This window comes from Vibrio japonicus (assembly GCF_024582835.1).
Classification (GTDB): Bacteria; Pseudomonadota; Gammaproteobacteria; order Enterobacterales; family Vibrionaceae; genus Vibrio; species Vibrio japonicus.
This window is the reverse complement of sequence record NZ_CP102096.1, coordinates 2,415,590-2,433,458: the sequence shown is the minus strand read 5'-3', so window position 1 is coordinate 2,433,458 and position 17,869 is coordinate 2,415,590. Positions and strand designations below refer to the sequence as shown.

The following is a 17,869-nucleotide window of genomic DNA, read 5'->3' as shown; positions in this document are numbered from 1 at the left end:
GCGGGAGCTATTTTGTTGAACGCTAAAAGCGTATTTATCCTACATGTTTTATTTTACTTACCACTTGCTATCTGTTTGCAGGTGACAGGTGCTCCGTCAATCTGGATAAGTAAATGTTCAGACATAGCATTGCGTAGTACGCGTTAGACTAACCTTTCCAATCACTAGGTACACTGCTGTGAATATTGTCTATCAACACCGACAAGCGTAGTGGTGGTCGACCTGCAGGTATATAGCAGTTTATGGCTACTGGCTCTGACAGCCATCCTTCAAGGCAAGCTTGTATCCGCCCCGGATGATGCCTCTCATACCCATTTGCAGTCCATGTTGGTATTAAACCGATACCGTGTCCATTAGCGATACTGTCGATCTGCATCGCAATATTGTCACTGTACAATCGGCTCGTGAGCGGTTCTAAGTGGTACTCACCTTGCTGTGGATGAGCCAACGTTAAGCCGTTTTCCCGTACGGAACCAAAATCGATCCACGGATGACGGGATAATTCATTTGGATGATTTATTGGACCTGTCTTTTGAAGATAATCTGGTGATGCAAAAGGCGTATAACGAAAGTGACCTAATGTTTCTTTTCGCCAGTCTAGCCCGTCGCGTTCTCCAAGCCAGATAAACAAATCAGGGTCGTGGTGATCTTCGGAAAAGTCACTGGTAAGCCGAATGCTCACATTGGGGTTTTCGGTGAGGAATTGATTCAATACTCCTCCCAACCAGCTACGAACCAGTGCCGCATGGCAAACGATATTCAACGTGCCTGATACTTGGTTATTCAAACCTTGAAGTGCATCGTAACTTTCTTCGCTCAGTTCCAGAATCTGACGACTGTAGTGCGCGAAGATTTCACCGGCACGAGTGAGTACCAAGCGGTTACCTTGGCGTGTGGTCAGTGCTTGGCCAAAGTCCTCTTCTAGCTGTGCAAGACGGCGGCTTAAGGTTGACTTTGGTTGGTTGAGCGCTTTGGCGGCTGCGGTCAGGCTTTTATGCTGATTGAGCGCATCAAACGCGCGAATTGAGGCTAAGTCGTGCATCTCTTAATCTTTCACCTCACCATGCCTAAGTTCCATATTTGGGAAGAACCGTTCCAAAACTCTCACTATACATCTCATTCTAATTATGAATAATTCCACTTCGAAAATAATAATCATTATCAATTATGGAGATAGAGATGTCTACTCTTAAACTACCAGTACTAACAGCAACTGGTGTTTTAGCCTTCGTCAGTGTTCCTCATGTGTTTGCCAATGATGCAGTATCTCAAATGGATACAGTGGTTGTGACTGCAGCAGGTTACGAGCAATCACAGGCTGACGCCCCTGCGAGTATCAGTGTTATTTCTCGCGAAGATTTAGAGTCGCGTTACTACCGTGATGTGACCGATGCGCTAAAAAGTGTGCCTGGTGTGGTTGTAACCGGTGGCGGTGACACAACAGATGTAAGCATTCGTGGTATGGGCTCTAAGTACACGTTGATTCTTGTCGATGGCAAGCGCCAAAGTACACGTGAAACTCGCCCAAATAGTGACGGCCCAGGTATTGAACAAGGTTGGTTGCCACCGCTACAAGCGATCGAACGTATTGAGGTTATTCGCGGTCCGATGTCGACACTTTACGGTTCTGATGCGATTGGAGGTGTGATTAACGTGATTACCCGTAAAGATGTACAAGAATGGACGGGTAACGTGCAGCTCGGTACGGTTGTGCAAGAAAATAGCCGCTCTGGTGGTGAGCAAAGTGCGAATTTCTTCCTAAATGGACCGCTAGCAGAAGACTTGTCTCTACAGGTTTACGGTCAGTACACCGCAAGGGAAGAAGACGATATTGAACGCGGCTATGAAGATAAAGACTTACAAAGCATTTCTTCAAAATTGACTTATCAGGTTAATGATCGCCACTCTGTACAGCTTGAAGGTGGTACATCGGCACAAAGCCGTCGTGGCAATGTGGGGCTGTCCGTACCAACGTCGGGGTGTCGAGGGGAGTGTAAAGACTCGCTTAATGAGTATCGTCGTACTTATGCCACAGTAAGCCATACCGGTGACTGGGAATCGTTGGGTTATTCGGATACTTACCTTCAGCGTGAAGAGAGCGAAAATAAGTCGCGAGAAATGAACATCGTTAATACAACCTTCAAATCGAGCTTAGTGACCAATATTGGGAATCACATGCTGACGACGGGTGTCGATGCCACTCACGCAGAGTTAGAAGATGGCACATCGAACAAGTCTTCTTCACAAACGGAAATTTCTAACACTCAGTGGGCCGTGTTTATTGAAGATGAATGGCGCATTGTCGATTCGTTCAGCTTAACTTTAGGTGGGCGTTTGGATCATGATAAGAATTATGGCTCTCACTTTAGCCCTCGAGCTTATGGTGTTTGGCATTTAGACCCAGCGTGGACGCTGAAAGGTGGTGTCGCAACGGGCTTCCGTTCTCCTCAATTGCGTGAAATCACTCAAGGTTGGGCGCAAGTCAGCGGTGGCGGTAACATCTACGGTAACCCGGCTCTGACTCCAGAAACGTCTGTGAACAAAGAAATCAGTCTGATGTACCAGGGCGAATCAGGACTGGATGCGTCTTTAACCGTCTTCCACAATGACTTTAAAGACAAGATCACTCGAGTGACTTGCCCTGAGACGTTTTGTGTAAATGACGTACACTTCAACAATAAGCCACCAACATACCGTGTTAACGTTGATGAAGCGGTGACTCAAGGTGTGGAAGCGACGCTCGCTATGCCAGTCACCGAGACAGTTTACATGAGCTCTAGCTACACCTTTACCGATTCTGAGCAGAAGACCGGAGCGTACAAAGGTATGCCACTGCAGCAACTGCCTAAGCATTTGTTCAATGTTGATGTTAGCTGGCAAACCACTGACAACCTAGAAAGTTGGACGAAAGTGACTTACCGTGGTGAAGAGATGGATCCGGTAACTGGTCCTTCAAGAAACAGCATTGTTGAGCCAGCTTATACCTTTGTTGATGCTGGTGTGACTTACCAGTTGACAGACAACACGAAAATCAAAGGCGCAATCTATAACCTGCTGGATGAAGAGATTAGCTATGCAGATTACGGTTATGTTGAAGACGGTCGCCGCTACTGGCTGGGCTTAGATGTCGCATTTTAAGCACGTACATGTCAGGCATTAAAGCTTAACATTCCTTAAAAGGCCGGACTTTGCTCCGGCCTTTCTTATTCTTGGCTAGGCGTGAGACAAAAGGTGCGATCTGTAGCGTGATCAGTTACTATCTGTGACACGAAATGTCAGTAGGGCGAAGGAATAATGCTAAAAGTTGCGATCAATGGATTTGGACGTATCGGTCGTAATGTCTTAAGAGCGGTATATGAAAGTGGCAAAAGTCAGCAGATAAAGGTAGTCGCAGTCAATGAATTGGCTCAGCCTGATGCTATGGCCCACTTACTGCAGTACGATACAAGTCATGGTCGTTTTGGTAAAAAAATTACGAACGATCAAGAGCATATCTATGTTCATCATGATAGCGGTGAGTTTGACTCAATCCGCATCCTTCATCTATCAGAAATTGATTTGCTTCCTTGGCGCGATCTCGAAGTGGACATCGTACTCGACTGTACGGGAGTCTTTGGTTCGCAAGCCGATGGGCAAGAGCATATTCGTGCTGGCGCTAAGAAGGTTCTGTTCTCTCACCCTGGAGCGAACGATGTCGACAATACCATCATTTACGGCGTTAACCACGAGACCTTAACCGCAGAGCACAATGTGGTTTCCAATGGCTCCTGCACTACCAACTGCATTGTGCCAATCATTAAGGCACTTGATGACGCATTTGGTATCGACTCTGGCACCATTACGACTATTCACTCTTCCATGAATGATCAGCAAGTGATCGACGCGTATCATACGGATCTTCGACGTACTCGCGCAGCCAGTCAATCCATCATCCCAGTCGACACTAAGTTGCATAAAGGAATTGAAAGAATATTCCCGAAATTTTCCAACAAGTTTGAAGCAATTTCAGTACGAGTACCAACAGTCAACGTCACAGCAATGGATTTAAGTGTCACAATTAATACAAATGTGAAAGTTAATGACGTAAATCAAACCATTGTTAACGCATCTCAGTGTACATTACGTGGCATTGTTGACTATACTGAAGCGCCGCTCGTCTCTATCGACTTTAATCATGATCCCCATAGCGCGATTGTCGATGGCACACAGACTCGAGTCAGTAACGGGCAATTAGTCAAAATGCTTGTTTGGTGCGATAACGAATGGGGCTTTGCGAACCGCATGCTGGATACTGCGCTCGTAATGCAAGCTGCGAAATAAGTTATAGCGCAGCTCTGGAGAAATATTAATTTTAAGTCTTGAAATTAATGTAGCGTATCTCCATATCAAAACCAGTTTGAAGAATTAATAAGCTTGGCAGGGTTGCCGGGCTACTGAAAACTTTACTTTTTGAATATTTGAGAGGACACATCATGTCTGTAATCAAGATGACTGACCTGGATCTAGCAGGTAAACGTGTATTTATCCGTGCGGACCTAAACGTACCAGTGAAAGAAGGCAAAGTGACTTCTGATGCACGTATCCTAGCTTCTCTACCAACTATTAAGCACTGTTTAGAAGCAGGCGCTAAAGTTATGGTTACTTCTCATCTAGGTCGTCCAACGGAAGGTGAGTACGCTGAAGAGTTCTCTCTACAACCTGTCGTAAACTACCTAAATGACGCACTAGATTGCGAAGTTAAGCTAGCAAAAGACTACCTAGACGGCCTAGAGCTGAACGCTGGTGAGCTTGTTGTTCTAGAAAACGTTCGCTTCAACAAAGGCGAGAAGAAGAACGAAGAAGAGCTTTCTAAGAAATACGCTGCATTATGTGACGTATTCGTAATGGATGCATTTGGTACGGCTCACCGTGCTCAAGCGTCAACTCATGGCGTTGGTATGCACGCACCTGTTGCTTGTGCGGGTCCTCTACTGGCTAACGAGCTTGAAGCGTTAGGTAAAGCAATGGACAACCCAGCTCGCCCAATGGTTGCTATCGTAGGTGGCTCAAAAGTTTCTACTAAGCTAACGGTTCTTGAGTCTCTATCTAAAATCGCTGACCAACTGGTTGTTGGTGGCGGTATCGCAAACACATTCATCGCAGCAGCAGGCCACAACGTTGGTAAGTCTCTATACGAAGCAGACCTAGTTGATACAGCTAAGAAGCTAATGGAAGAGTGTGCAATTCCGGTTGCGACTGACGTTGCATGTGCGAAAGCATTCGACGAAAACGCAGAAGCAGAAATCAAGCACGTGTCTGAAGTGCAAGACGACGACATGATCTTCGACCTTGGCCCTGATTCAACGGCTGAGCTTGCTGAAATTCTTAAAAATGCGAAAACTATCCTATGGAATGGTCCTGTAGGCGTATTCGAATTCAAGAACTTCGAAGCGGGTACAAAAGGTATCTCTGAAGCTATCGCATCTTCTGACGGTTTCTCTGTAGCGGGCGGTGGTGACACTCTAGCCGCAATCGACAAGTTCGGTATTAAGGCTGACGTATCTTACATCTCTACTGGTGGCGGTGCGTTCCTTGAGTTTGTAGAAGGCAAGACGCTTCCAGCAGTAGAAATGCTAGAAGCACGCGCTAAGTAATTTAATGAAAGCGGGGGAAGGGTTCTCCCGCTTTCTTGTTTGCTGCATACCACACTATTCTTTGTTAGAATCGCCGTGTTGTGAGCAAACGTTTGCAAGAATTTAAACTTAACAAGTTTTATTTTTAAAACGACAGATAAATAGGATTAATTCCATGGCTAAGATCTTCGATTTCGTAAAACCAGGTGTTATTTCTGGCGATGACGTTCAGAAAGTTTTTGAAGTTGCTAAAGAAAACAACTTCGCGCTTCCAGCAGTAAACTGTGTAGGTACTGATTCTGTTAACGCAGTACTAGAAGCAGCAGCAAAAGTTAAAGCGCCAGTAATCGTTCAGTTCTCTAACGGTGGTGCGGCTTTCTTCTCTGGTAAAGGTCTAAAACTTGAAGGTCAAGAAGCTCAAATTCTAGGTGCTATCGCAGGTGCTAAATACGTACACGCAGTAGCAGCAGCGTACGGTGTACCAGTTATCCTACATACTGACCACGCAGCTAAAAAACTTCTTCCATGGATCGATGGTCTTCTAGATGCAGGTGAAGAGCACTTCGCACAAACTGGTCAGCCACTATTCTCTTCTCACATGATCGACCTTTCTGAAGAGTCTCTAGAAGAGAACATCGAAATCTGTGCTAAGTACCTAGAGCGCATGGCTAAAATGAACATGACTCTAGAAATCGAACTAGGTTGTACTGGCGGTGAAGAAGACGGCGTAGATAACTCTGACATGGACGCATCTGAGCTTTACACTTCTCCTGAAGACGTTGCTTACGCATACGAGAAACTAAACGCTATCAGCCACCGTTTCACTATCGCAGCATCTTTCGGTAACGTACACGGTGTTTACAAGCCTGGTAACGTTGTACTTACTCCAACTATCCTACGTGACTCTCAAGCGCACGTTTCTGAGAAGTTCGGTCTACCTGCAAACTCTCTAAACTTCGTATTCCACGGCGGTTCTGGTTCTTCTCTAGAAGAAATCCGTGAGTCTATCGGTTACGGTGTGATCAAAATGAACATCGATACTGATACTCAGTGGGCAACTTGGGATGGTATCCGCAAATACGAAGCTGAAAACCACGATTACCTACAAGGTCAAATCGGTAACCCAACTGGCGAAGATGCGCCAAACAAGAAGTACTACGATCCGCGCGTATGGCTACGTGCAGGTCAAGCGGCAATGGTTACTCGTCTTGAGCAAGCATTTGCAGACCTTAACGCAATCGACGTACTATAATTCGTCTGAATTGAGTTTTCTGAAACCCGCTCCTTGAGCGGGTTTTTTATTGCTTGTCATTCAGAGAATGTTTTTCATGCCTCTACTTTCATTTTCTTATTTATGGGTCTTTGGGTTTTATTGATGCAGGTGATGGCTGCATGGTGTGCATATAATCATCAAACGGTGCAAAATTGCGCAAAAAATCTGGCGAATTCTAAAACCTTTACGTAACCTGTAAAAAGCAGATATCGAGCAGCATAGATAACCTTATGTTTTATATGTGTTTGCAACAGCTTGACTTGTAAAAGTCAATATCTAAGATATTGCGCGAAAATACTGACGTTTGTTCAGTTTAACAATATGGATGTAGTTAAGATTTATAGTCTCAGTTTTGATGACACGCACTTTTTGAAAAACTTTAGGTTAAATAAAAATCTGTATTTAGAGGATACGAATTATGGCAGGTGAATCAACGGGCGTAGAAGCTCCTATCGTAGAGGGCTTGTCCCAGGCTGAAAAGTGGCTGACTAATAACTCAGACCTACTTGTTCAGTACGGTGTGAATATTATCTCTGCGCTGATTATTCTGTTTATCGGTAACATCATTGTTAAAGCGGTAGCAGGCAGTGTTGCAAAAGTTCTAGAAAAGAAAAACATGGACAAGGCTGTTGTTGAGTTTGTTCATGGTCTTGTTCGTTACCTACTGTTCATCATCGTATTGATCGCAGCGCTAGGTCGTCTTGGTGTACAAACAGCATCTGTTGTTGCCGTAATCGGTGCAGCAGGTCTTGCCGTTGGTCTTGCTCTACAAGGCTCACTTTCTAACTTTGCAGCAGGCGTTCTGATTGTGGCTTTCCGTCCATTCAAGTCAGGCGATTATGTAGAAGTTGGCGGTGTTGCAGGTAGTGTGGAAGCAATCCAAATTTTCCAAACCGTACTAAAAACACCAGATAACAAAATGGTTGTTGTACCAAACTCAGGCGTTATCGGTGGTCCAATTACAAACTATTCTCGCCACGCAACGCGTCGTGTGGATTTAGTGATTGGTGTTTCGTACAAAGCGGATCTAAAGAAAACTAAGCAAGTTCTTCGTGAGACGTTGGAAAAAGACAGCCGTATCCTAAAGAACCCAGACATGACAATCGGTGTGCATACACTGGCAGACTCTTCTGTTAACTTTGTCGTTCGTCCATGGGTAAAAACTGAAGACTATTGGGGTGTATACTTTGATTCAATGCTAGCGATTAAAGAGGCATTGGATGCGAACGGTATCGAAATCCCATTCCCACAGATGGATGTTCACCTAAACAAGGTAAACTAATTCCACGGAATAAAACGAAGCGAGGTGTCAGCCTCGCTTTTTTTATTTAAAAATTTGGGGACTGAGTTAATTCTTTGTCATATGAATGGGATTGAGCTTGGTCTAGTTTTGTTCATTCTTTATTATGTATGAATTCCATCTCATAAGGAGAGAAAGAATGAAACAAGTCTCAGCATTAATGACAGCGTTATTAACCGGAGCGATTAGCTTTGGAGTGATGGCTAACACTCCCGATTTTGCTCACCTATCAACGTCAGGATATGGAGAAGTAATTGCTAAGCCTGATATGGCGGAGTTTTCTGTCAGAGTGGTGGAAACAACAATGACAGCAGAACAAGCTAAAGAGTCAGTCGATAAGGTCGTGTCTGATTTTCTGTCGGAGTTGAAAAAGCAGGGCGTACATGTAGACAATATCAATAGTTCAAACTTATACCTTTCTCCCCAATACCATTATCCAAAAGATGGCAAGCCGGAGTTGGTCGGCTATCGAGCAAGCCGCACCGTGAGTGTTACGGTCAATGAGTTGGAGAAACTCAATCAATACCTTGATATCGCTCTGAATGCAGGAATTAATCAAGTTGATAATATTCAGCTGAAAGTAAAAGAGCCAGCTAAGTATCAGGAGAAAGCCCGAGTAGAGGCGATGAGAGATGCCAATATGAAAGCAGAATCTCTTGCGAAAGGGTTTGGTAAAAAGCTAAAAGGTGTGTGGCGTATTGACTACAACATGCCAAGCACTCAGCCTGTCATTATGCGTTCAATGGCGATGGACGCGAAGGTAGAATCGAGTACCTATCAAGATTCAACGATGGTAATACGCGATAGAGTGGATGTCGTCTTCCAGCTAGATTAATCGCGAAAAACAAAAAGAGGGCATTGAGCCCTCTTTGAAACAAAGGATGTGTACTATTCGATTAAAGAACGTGTACAGATGCCGTGTTTGTCGTACCTGAAGCAACGAGTGCACCAGAAACCATGACTACGATGTCACCTTTCTTGCCTAGACCAGATTCTAGGGCCAATTCTTTACCACGTAGGTAGAATGCGTCAGTACTTTCGATAGTATCAACAAGAACTGGACGAACACCTTTAGTCAGAACAAGCTGTGCTGCCGTTTTAGGGTTAGTGGTAAGCGCTAGGATATTTGCCGTTGGGAAGTACTTACGTACAGAACGTGCAGATTTACCACCTTCAGTTGCAACTACGATCAGTGGAGCTGCTAGTTTCTCAGCAGTGTCTACTGCGCCTTTACATACTGCTTCTGTAATACGTAGGCGAGGGCTATCTAGACGAGAACCTAGCTCAGCTTTTAACGCAGAGTCAGTGCGGTTCGCGATTTGAGCCATGATAGTTACCGCTTCAACAGGGTACTTACCTTTCGCTGTTTCACCAGAAAGCATTACTGCGTCAGTACCGTCCATTACTGCGTTCGCAACGTCGCCCGCTTCTGCACGAGTCGGACGTGGGTTGTTGATCATAGAGTCAAGCATTTGAGTCGCAGTGATAACCATCTTACGAGCACGGTTACATTTCTCGATCATCATTTTCTGAGCGAAGATAACTTCTTCTGCTGGGATCTCTACACCTAGGTCGCCACGTGCAACCATGATGCCGTCAGAAAGCTCTAGGATCTCGTCGAAGTTATCAACACCTTCTTGGTTTTCGATCTTAGAGATGATGTGGATGTTTTCGCCGCCGTTTGCAGTCAGTACTTCGCGGATTTCTTGAACGTCTGATGCTTTACGGATGAAAGAAGCTGCAACGAAGTCAACGCCTTGCTCACAACCAAACTTAAGGTCGTTTTTATCTTTTTCAGATAGAGCAGGTAGATTTACAGAAACGCCTGGTAGGTTTACACCTTTGTTTTCACCTAGAGCACCGTTGTTAAGAACTTTACACTTAACTTCAGTGTCAGTTTTTGCGATAACTTCCATCTCGATTAGACCGTCGTCTACTAGGATAGTGTTACCAACGTTTAGATCTGCTGCAAAGCCTGCGTAAGTAACCGCAACGATGTCTTTATTACCAACAACTGAAGTGTCAGTTGTGAAAGTGAACTCTTGACCTGCGACTAGATCAACGTCATCACCGTTTTCTAGTTTAATAGTGCGGATTTCAGGACCTTTAGTATCTAGAAGAATGGCTAGCTGTTTGCCAGTTTCTTCCATTACTTTGCGGAAGTTCGCGATACGAGTGCCGTGCTCTTCGTAGTCACCGTGAGAGAAGTTAAGGCGCATAACATTCATGCCTGCATTTACTAGTTCAGTTAGCTTCTCTACAGATTCAGTTTTAGGGCCAATCGTACATACGATTTTGGTCTTTTTCATGGAAGATACTCTCCGGTCAATAATAGTTACAATTTGAAAGTTGTTGCTTAGCTTGAAGTCATGGGCGTTTACTTAGCATTTTGTGCCTGCTTCATCGGTTGTAAACGCGCTTCTGACATAACTTCAAAACTGAAAGTCTTTCACTAATTTTAGTCATTTTATGACTAATGTTAGACGCTGATATCCAGTATTAATGTGACTAATCCAATATATATGGGGTTAGTTGCAAAAATATAACGTTCAATTCTGTAATTTTTTTTCGTTTAGGTGGCGCATTCTACCACTGAATTTAGCCAATATCACTGCCTAAGAATTGTCTTAGGACAAGGTTTTATCGTGAATTATTAATTTTTTGGTTCAAAATAAATGGACTAAAAAGTTTCACTTCAACTATAATATCTTTCGAATTGAAACTATAAAAATGTAGATAAATGTCGAAACGAAATACTCAACTCAGAAGGCACCAAATTTCTAACCTTGTTAACGAGAAAGGTGAGGTGAGTGTGGAAGAGCTTTCACTTCAGTTTGGAACGTCAGAGGTCACTATTAGAAAGGATCTTGCGTCGCTAGAGAAAAATGGCCAGCTGTTAAGACGCTATGGTGGCGCGATTGCATTACCGAAAGAAGTAGTCAGTGATGAAATGAGTGATAGTGTTTCGGTTCGTAAGAATGAGCTTGCTCAAGCTGCAGCGAAATTGATTCGCGAACATAACCGCATTGTGATCGACAGCGGTAGCACGACAGGCGCTCTGATTAAGCAGCTTGATGGTATGCATGGCTTGGTTGTGATGACGAATTCACTCAATGTCGCTAATGCGCTCAACGAACTCGAAAGTGAGCCAACACTCTTGATGACGGGTGGGACATGGGATGCTCATTCGGAGTCGTTTCAAGGCCAAGTCGCTGAATCCGTTTTAAGGTCATACGACTTTGACCAACTATTTATTGGCGCTGATGGCGTCGACTTAAATCGTGGGACAACCACATTTAACGAGCTGGTAGGCTTGAGCAAAGTGATGGCTGAAGTATCCCGCGAAGTCATCGTCATGGTTGAATCTGAAAAAATTGGCCGAAAAATCCCGAATTTAGAATTAGCTTGGGATGTGATTGACGTCTTGATCACTAATAAAGATCTTCCTTCCGAATCTAAACAGATCATTGAATCCCATGGGATCAAAGTGATCTGCGTATAACGAATTTTGTATTAATCACCCGACTGGCTTTCGCTTGTTGCCATTCGGAATAAAAGTTACTGGAGTTTAAATATGTGTGGAATTGTTGGTGCAGTGGCACAACGTGATGTTGCGGAAATTTTGGTTGAAGGTCTACGACGCTTAGAGTACCGCGGTTATGACTCCGCAGGCGTTGCTATTGTTGATACCGAGTCAAACTTAACGCGAGTTCGTCGCCTAGGTAAAGTGCAGGAATTAGCGGATGCAGTTGAAGGAGCACAGGTAGTAGGCGGTACAGGTATCGCGCATACTCGCTGGGCAACCCATGGTGAACCATCTGAAGTGAATGCACACCCACATATGTCTGGCGACATCACTGTAGTACACAACGGTATTATTGAAAACCACGAAGCGTTGCGTGACATGCTTCGTGAGCGCGGTTACGTATTTGAATCTCAGACCGATACAGAGGTGATTGCCCATCTTGTTGAGTGGGAAATGCGCAGTGCTGAATCTCTTGTTGTTGCTGTACAAAACACAGCTAAACAACTGGAAGGTGCTTATGGCACGGTAGCGATGGATCGCAAAGATCCGTCTCGCATTGTCGTTGCGCGTTCAGGTAGCCCAATCGTGATTGGCTTTGGTGTCGGTGAAAACTTCTTAGCGTCGGATCAGCTTGCATTACTTAACGTTACTCGCCGCTTTATGTACCTAGAAGAAGGCGACGTTGCAGAAATCACTCGCCGCGAAGTTACCGTTTTTGACGCCTCTGGCGAGCTTGTTGAACGTGAGATTACGGAATCAAACGCTGAACACGATGCAGGTGACAAAGGCAAATACCGTCACTTCATGCAGAAAGAAATCTACGAACAACCAACGGCACTGATTAATACAATGGAAGGTCGTGTAACGGCTGACTCTGTTGTTACAGAATCTATTGGTGTAAACGCAGCCGATATTCTGAGCAAAGTAGAACATGTACAGATCGTCGCATGCGGCACGTCTTACAATGCAGGGATGACTGCACGTTACTGGTTTGAAGATATTGCGGGTGTGAGCTGTGACGTTGAAATTGCGTCTGAATTCCGTTACCGCAAGTTTGTGACTCGCCCTAATAGCTTGTTGATCACACTGTCTCAGTCAGGTGAAACGGCCGATACGCTAGCGGCGCTTCGTCTGGCAAAAGAAAAAGGCTACATGGCTGCGATGACCATTTGTAACGTCGCTGGTTCATCTTTAGTACGTGAATCTGATTTTGCCTTTATGACTCGCGCTGGTGTAGAGATCGGTGTTGCATCTACGAAAGCGTTTACCACTCAGTTGTCCGCTTTGCTAATGCTAGTGACTGCGTTAGGTAAGCAACAAAATCGTATTAGTCAGGAAAAAGAGAAAGAGATCGTTGAAGCTCTTCATGCGCTTCCTGCTCAAATTAATGCCGCGCTTTCTTTTGAAAAAGAGATTGAAGCATTAGCTGAAGATTTTGCCGATAAACATCACACACTGTTTTTAGGTCGTGGTGAATTCTACCCAATCGCTATGGAAGCATCACTGAAGCTCAAAGAAATCTCTTACATTCACGCAGAAGCCTACGCAGCAGGTGAATTGAAGCACGGTCCGTTGGCTTTGATTGATGCAGATATGCCTGTGGTTGTTGTTGCACCAAGCAATGATTTACTTGAAAAGCTGAAATCCAACGTTGAAGAAGTGCGTGCTCGTGGTGGTCTACTTTATGTGTTTGCGGACGAGGACGCAGGATTTGAAGCAGATGACACAATGAAAATTATCACTTTGCCACACGTAAGTGACATCACGGCTCCAATTTATTACACCATTCCGATGCAGCTGCTGTCTTACTACGTCGCTCTTATCAAAGGGACAGACGTCGACCAACCTCGCAACTTAGCGAAAGCGGTAACAGTGGAATAATCGGCTGTAAAGCGAAGCTAACCATTTACCTTACGTAGCGTAAACATAATAAAGAGGCGGTGAGTGTAATAACTCGCCGCCTTTATTGATCTTGATGCAATGTATCGGTCACGAAACATTTTACGAGTTCGGAAACTCATATCTGGTGAGGTATATGCGGATTGTGTTGGCTAATTTTTTGGAATCTAAGGTTCGCAGTACATGCAATGACGCTGAAACGGTTTCTTGTGATGATTCTAGAATCGGTATGAGAATGATTAAAACGGACTTTCCTTATTTAGCTCATTGCATATCTCTACAATGGCTAAAGAAAGCCCGGATTTGATAACTTGCTGCTGACGTTTCAGTTGCAATTGATAAAACTCAAGGTCGATATCGTCGTCAGGCTCAGACACTTGAAACTGAACCATCCCTAGATTTTGCACTAAATTGAGTTTGGTTATTGGGTCGAGAATATTAGGGTCGGTGAACTCGTAATCCGAAGCATCACTGTTCAACGCATTCTTGATTTTTATGATGTCTTCGATGTCGTGATAGACATCGTCCGGTAATACCCCTAAACCGTACAACAACTTTAACCGTACAGACAAGTCGCCCAACGGACCAGAATCTTGGAGTAAAGGCCCGACGACTGATTGCACGGCAAAGTTATCTTTTCGAAAGATTCTCTGTATTAGTGCATCGATAGAATTATTAAAGATATCCACGGCGGCAATAAAGAACCCGCGAACCGATGGTGCATCGTTTAATGTTTCTATTATTTCAGTTTCGTTAAGTCTGTCTACCATATACCAGTTAGTCGTTTTTGTTTATTTAAAAGGGGAGACACTGCTCCCCTTGAGTTATTGTTACAGAGACACGTAGATTGCTTCAATCTTTGCGACTTCTTCACTGTCTATCGCTAGGCCAGTGTAGTGGGCTACAGTTTGGCGCACACCATGTTCTTTTAGCGATGTTTGTAGTTCAACTGCTTGTGGATCATCGCGGTTAGTATACTTCAAAGCTGCGGCGATGCCTTTTAAAAGTACTTGGTTTTCAGTGCCATACTCGATTGTACCTAGCAAAGGTTTGACCAATCTATCGTTTGCCCCTAATTTTCTGAGTGGCTGACGACCAACTCGGTCGACTTCATCTACCAGATACGGGTTCGCGAAGCGGCCAAGAATTTTATCGATGTACGCATTGTGCATCTCGCGGTCAAAATTGTAACGGCGAATCAGCACTTCTCCGCTTTCTGACATTGCCTGTTTTACATCCGCGTGGATTTCAGGATCTTCGATCGCTTCACGAATCGTTTTATGCCCTTTCAGGCAGCCAAGATAAGCAGTGATGCAGTGGCCCGTATTGAGCGTAAACAGTTTTCGCTCAACAAATGCCATCAGATTGTTGGTGGTTTCCATTCCTTCAATGTGTGGCACGTCACCTTTAAACTGTTGTTCGTCAACAATCCATTCGCTAAAGCTCTCTACAGTCACTTCAAGTGGATCATCATTGGCAGCTTCCGCTGGTGGAACGATACGGTCAACTGCAGAATCGACAAAACCGATTAGCTCGTCTGCTTTTGCGTGCAGCGACTTGTCTAAGTGTTTGTAAACTTCGCCTTTTAGATGGGTCGTACCGCGAACCATATTTTCACACGCGATGATATTCAGCGGCGCTTCATTGCCTGCTTCAAAGCGTTTCGCGATACCAGTTGCGATGGTCTTAGCGATAATATCCAGTACGTTTGGACCTACTGCTGTTGTGACAAGATCTGTGTGTACCATGCGCTCAATGACGTCATCACTGGCGGAGTTTACTGCTGTCACATGACTGACGGTATCGATTTTACACTCAGTCCCCACGACTTTAACTTTGTATTCTTGTTTATGACTAAGTTGGTCAACTAAAGGTGCATCAACATCTGCGAACGTGACTTCTATGTCTGCATCTGCCAACAATTTACCAATAAAGCCTCGACCGATATTACCTGCGCCAAAATGAACTGCGTTTTTCATAATTTACCTACCAATGTAATGTGCTAACGATTTTAGAGTGAGGTCAACTGCTATATGGGGGAGGCAGCTGACCTCAGTTTTGCTCAGGAGCAAAAGGGGTTCAGATGCGGATTAAGCGGCTTGTTCTCGGCCAAGGATATTGAGAACTTCTTCTATATCCTTGGTCGTGGTAAGCATGTCAATCGCTTCTGGATCGTCTAGAGCATTAGTAATGGTCGTGATAACTTGGATATGCTCATCGTTTTTGGCTGCGATACCAATCACTAGTTTGGCAATATCATCTTTGTCGTCAGTAAATTGGATCCCTTGTGGGTATTGGCAGATCACGATACCCGTCTTTTTCACTTTGTCTTTTGCTTCCACAGTACCGTGAGGAACAGCGATAGATTCACCTAGGTAAGTTGGCACCATTTTTTCTCGCTCAAACATGGCGTCTACGTATTCAGGCTCGACATAGCCCATCTCGACTAGCTTGTTACCAGCAAAGCGAATGGCCTCTTCTTTAGTGGTAGTGGGTAAGTCTAGGTGGATGTTTTCATGTTGAATTTGGAAGACAGGAGAAGCTTGAACTTCAAAGCTGTCATCGTTTGCAGCAACAATAGATACTTTCACCATGCGATCATCGTTTGCCGCATTTTGTTTTTGTGCAGCAAGTAATCGGGTCGCCAGTTGGTTATACATTTCACCGTCTAGGAAGTTAGTCAGTGACATGTGGTGTGCGTTTGGTGCATGTTTGCGTGCACGGTCTGTCAGGTCTTTATGAGTGATGACGATGTCAACGTTTTCCGGTAAGCTGTTGATCGCTAAGTTAGTCACGTTGATATTCAGGCCCGCTTCCTGCACTTTTTTACGTAGTAAGCTTGCGCCCATTGCGCTAGAGCCCATGCCTGCGTCACACGCAACAATAATGGTTTGCACTGTCGCTAGGTTTAAGTCACCTTTTGCTTGAGTGCTCGCTGCTGCATTGCTTTTTGACGTCGATTTCATGTCTTTCATTTGCGATGTTGCTTTCTCTAAAGCTGAGCCATCACCGTCTTCTTCAGTTGAAGCTTGTGTTTTTAGTAGCAGTGATGCCACGGTGAAGGACACAGCCGCCGCTGAAGCGATTGAAGCTAAAACCCCAACCATGGCACTCTTAGGTGTCATGAGCAATACAGCAAAGATTGAGCCTGGTGAAGCTGGAGAAACGATCCCCGCGTTGAATAGAGTTAATACAAATACACCTGTCATACCGCCCGCGATTGCAGCAAGGATAAGACGAGGGTTCATCAATATATACGGGAAGTAAATCTCGTGGATACCACCGAAGAAATGGATGATTGAAGCACCACCTGCGGTTTGACGGGCCGTCCCTTTACCAAACACAATATATGCTAGCAATATGCCTAGGCCAGGACCCGGGTTTGCTTCAATTAGGAAGAAAATCGATTTACCCGTGTCCGCAGCTTGCTGGATACCAAGCGGTGAGAAAATACCATGGTTAATCGCATTGTTCAGGAACAGGATTTTTGCTGGTTCAACAAATATAGAAGTTAAAGGTAAAAGGTGAGCTGCGACCAGGAAGTTTACGCCTGCCGCCAAGCCACCTGATAGCACCTTGACAAACGGGCCAATGAGGAAGAAAGCGATAATGGCACATGCCATGCCGATGATGCCTGCCGAGAAGTTGTTCACCAACATCTCGAAGCCACTTTTCACTTTGCCGTCGATGTAGTTATCGAATTTCTTGATTGCCCAGCCACCCATTGGGCCGACAATCATTGCGCCCATAAACATTGGGATGTCGGTACCGACAATCACACCCATTGTTGTAATAGCACCTACGACTGCGCCGCGATCTCCGCCGACTAGCTTACCACCGGTGTAACCGATCAGTAGTGGTAATAGGTAGGTAATCATTGGACCAACCATTGCTGCCAGTGTTTCATTTGGCAACCAACCGGTTGGAATAAATAGAGCAGTGATAAAACCCCATGCGATGAATGCACCGATATTAGGCATTACCATGTTTGACAGGAAGCGACCAAAATTTTGTATCTTGATCTTTGCGTCTGGTGATATCATACGAGTTCCCCGTTCGATGTTCTGTTGATATGTTGTAGTACGGTTCGCCAAAACCGCCTGATTGCTTAGTACCCAATCAATTTATCACACATTTTTATGATGGAACTGACAACGGGTTTTTCGTGATCTGCACCCTATAAATATATCCCTCCAAACACTTTTTGCGTGAACTCTGTCAATTAATTGATGTGTAATTTAATGACAAATTTAAAGTTG

13 protein-coding genes are annotated in these 17,869 nt (G+C 44.6%); 8 read left to right on the top strand and 5 right to left on the bottom strand.

Features of this window, described 5'->3' with window-relative positions; translation table 11 throughout:
• Nucleotides 1-148: 148 nt before the first annotated feature.
• Nucleotides 149-1,042, bottom strand: coding sequence for a LysR family transcriptional regulator (locus tag NP165_RS11400; RefSeq protein WP_257084074.1), 894 nt, complete (start codon nucleotides 1,040-1,042; stop codon nucleotides 149-151).
• A 137-nt stretch (nucleotides 1,043-1,179) separates the two neighbouring features.
• Between NP165_RS11400 and NP165_RS11395 the strand changes: the two genes are divergently transcribed.
• The 6 genes from NP165_RS11395 (at nucleotide 1,180) to NP165_RS11370 (ending at nucleotide 9,020) form a co-directional block, all read left to right on the top strand.
• Nucleotides 1,180-3,138 (top strand): ligand-gated channel protein, encoded by a 1,959-nt coding sequence (locus NP165_RS11395; protein WP_257084073.1) that lies wholly within the window; start codon nucleotides 1,180-1,182, stop codon nucleotides 3,136-3,138.
• A 156-nt stretch (nucleotides 3,139-3,294) separates the two neighbouring features.
• A complete protein-coding gene (epd, locus tag NP165_RS11390) occupies nucleotides 3,295-4,320 on the top strand; it encodes an erythrose-4-phosphate dehydrogenase (RefSeq protein ID WP_257084072.1) in 1,026 nt (341 codons plus the stop codon).
• Between the two features lie 152 nt (nucleotides 4,321-4,472).
• Nucleotides 4,473-5,633, top strand: a complete 1,161-nt coding sequence (locus tag NP165_RS11385; protein ID WP_257084071.1) for a phosphoglycerate kinase — start codon at nucleotides 4,473-4,475, stop codon at nucleotides 5,631-5,633.
• A 154-nt stretch (nucleotides 5,634-5,787) separates the two neighbouring features.
• Complete coding sequence (gene fbaA, locus NP165_RS11380) at nucleotides 5,788-6,864, top strand: class II fructose-bisphosphate aldolase (RefSeq protein ID WP_257084070.1); 1,077 nt, start codon at nucleotides 5,788-5,790, stop codon at nucleotides 6,862-6,864.
• A gap of 439 nt (nucleotides 6,865-7,303) precedes the next feature.
• Complete coding sequence (mscS, locus tag NP165_RS11375; protein WP_257084069.1) at nucleotides 7,304-8,167, top strand: small-conductance mechanosensitive channel MscS; 864 nt, start codon at nucleotides 7,304-7,306, stop codon at nucleotides 8,165-8,167.
• 157 nt (nucleotides 8,168-8,324) lie between these two features.
• Nucleotides 8,325-9,020 (top strand): oxidative stress defense protein, encoded by a 696-nt coding sequence (locus tag NP165_RS11370; RefSeq protein WP_257084068.1) that lies wholly within the window; start codon nucleotides 8,325-8,327, stop codon nucleotides 9,018-9,020.
• Nucleotides 9,021-9,081: 61 nt separating this feature from the next.
• On the opposite strand, the gene pykF is transcribed toward NP165_RS11370, so the two are convergent.
• Nucleotides 9,082-10,494, bottom strand: coding sequence for a pyruvate kinase PykF (pykF, locus tag NP165_RS11365; RefSeq protein WP_257084067.1), 1,413 nt, complete (start codon nucleotides 10,492-10,494; stop codon nucleotides 9,082-9,084).
• A 431-nt stretch (nucleotides 10,495-10,925) separates the two neighbouring features.
• Between pykF and NP165_RS11360 the strand changes: the two genes are divergently transcribed.
• On the top strand, nucleotides 10,926-11,687 hold the full coding sequence (locus NP165_RS11360; protein ID WP_257084066.1) for a DeoR/GlpR family DNA-binding transcription regulator: 762 nt from the start codon (nucleotides 10,926-10,928) through the stop codon (nucleotides 11,685-11,687).
• A 72-nt stretch (nucleotides 11,688-11,759) separates the two neighbouring features.
• Complete coding sequence (gene glmS / locus NP165_RS11355) at nucleotides 11,760-13,592, top strand: glutamine--fructose-6-phosphate transaminase (isomerizing) (protein WP_257084065.1); 1,833 nt, start codon at nucleotides 11,760-11,762, stop codon at nucleotides 13,590-13,592.
• A 257-nt stretch (nucleotides 13,593-13,849) separates the two neighbouring features.
• Here the strand turns inward: glmS and NP165_RS11350 are convergent, their stop codons facing one another.
• From NP165_RS11350 to NP165_RS11340, 3 genes are all read right to left on the bottom strand, one after another.
• Nucleotides 13,850-14,380, bottom strand: a complete 531-nt coding sequence (locus NP165_RS11350; protein WP_257084064.1) for an MltR family transcriptional regulator — start codon at nucleotides 14,378-14,380, stop codon at nucleotides 13,850-13,852.
• 60 nt (nucleotides 14,381-14,440) lie between these two features.
• Nucleotides 14,441-15,589 carry a mannitol-1-phosphate 5-dehydrogenase gene (locus NP165_RS11345; protein WP_257084063.1) on the bottom strand — a complete coding sequence of 383 codons (1,149 nt, stop codon included), beginning with the start codon at nucleotides 15,587-15,589 and terminating at the stop codon, nucleotides 14,441-14,443.
• Between the two features lie 111 nt (nucleotides 15,590-15,700).
• Entirely contained in the window at nucleotides 15,701-17,653 is a 1,953-nt protein-coding gene (locus NP165_RS11340; RefSeq protein ID WP_257084062.1) for a PTS mannitol transporter subunit IICBA, read from the bottom strand.
• Nucleotides 17,654-17,869 lie beyond the last annotated feature (216 nt).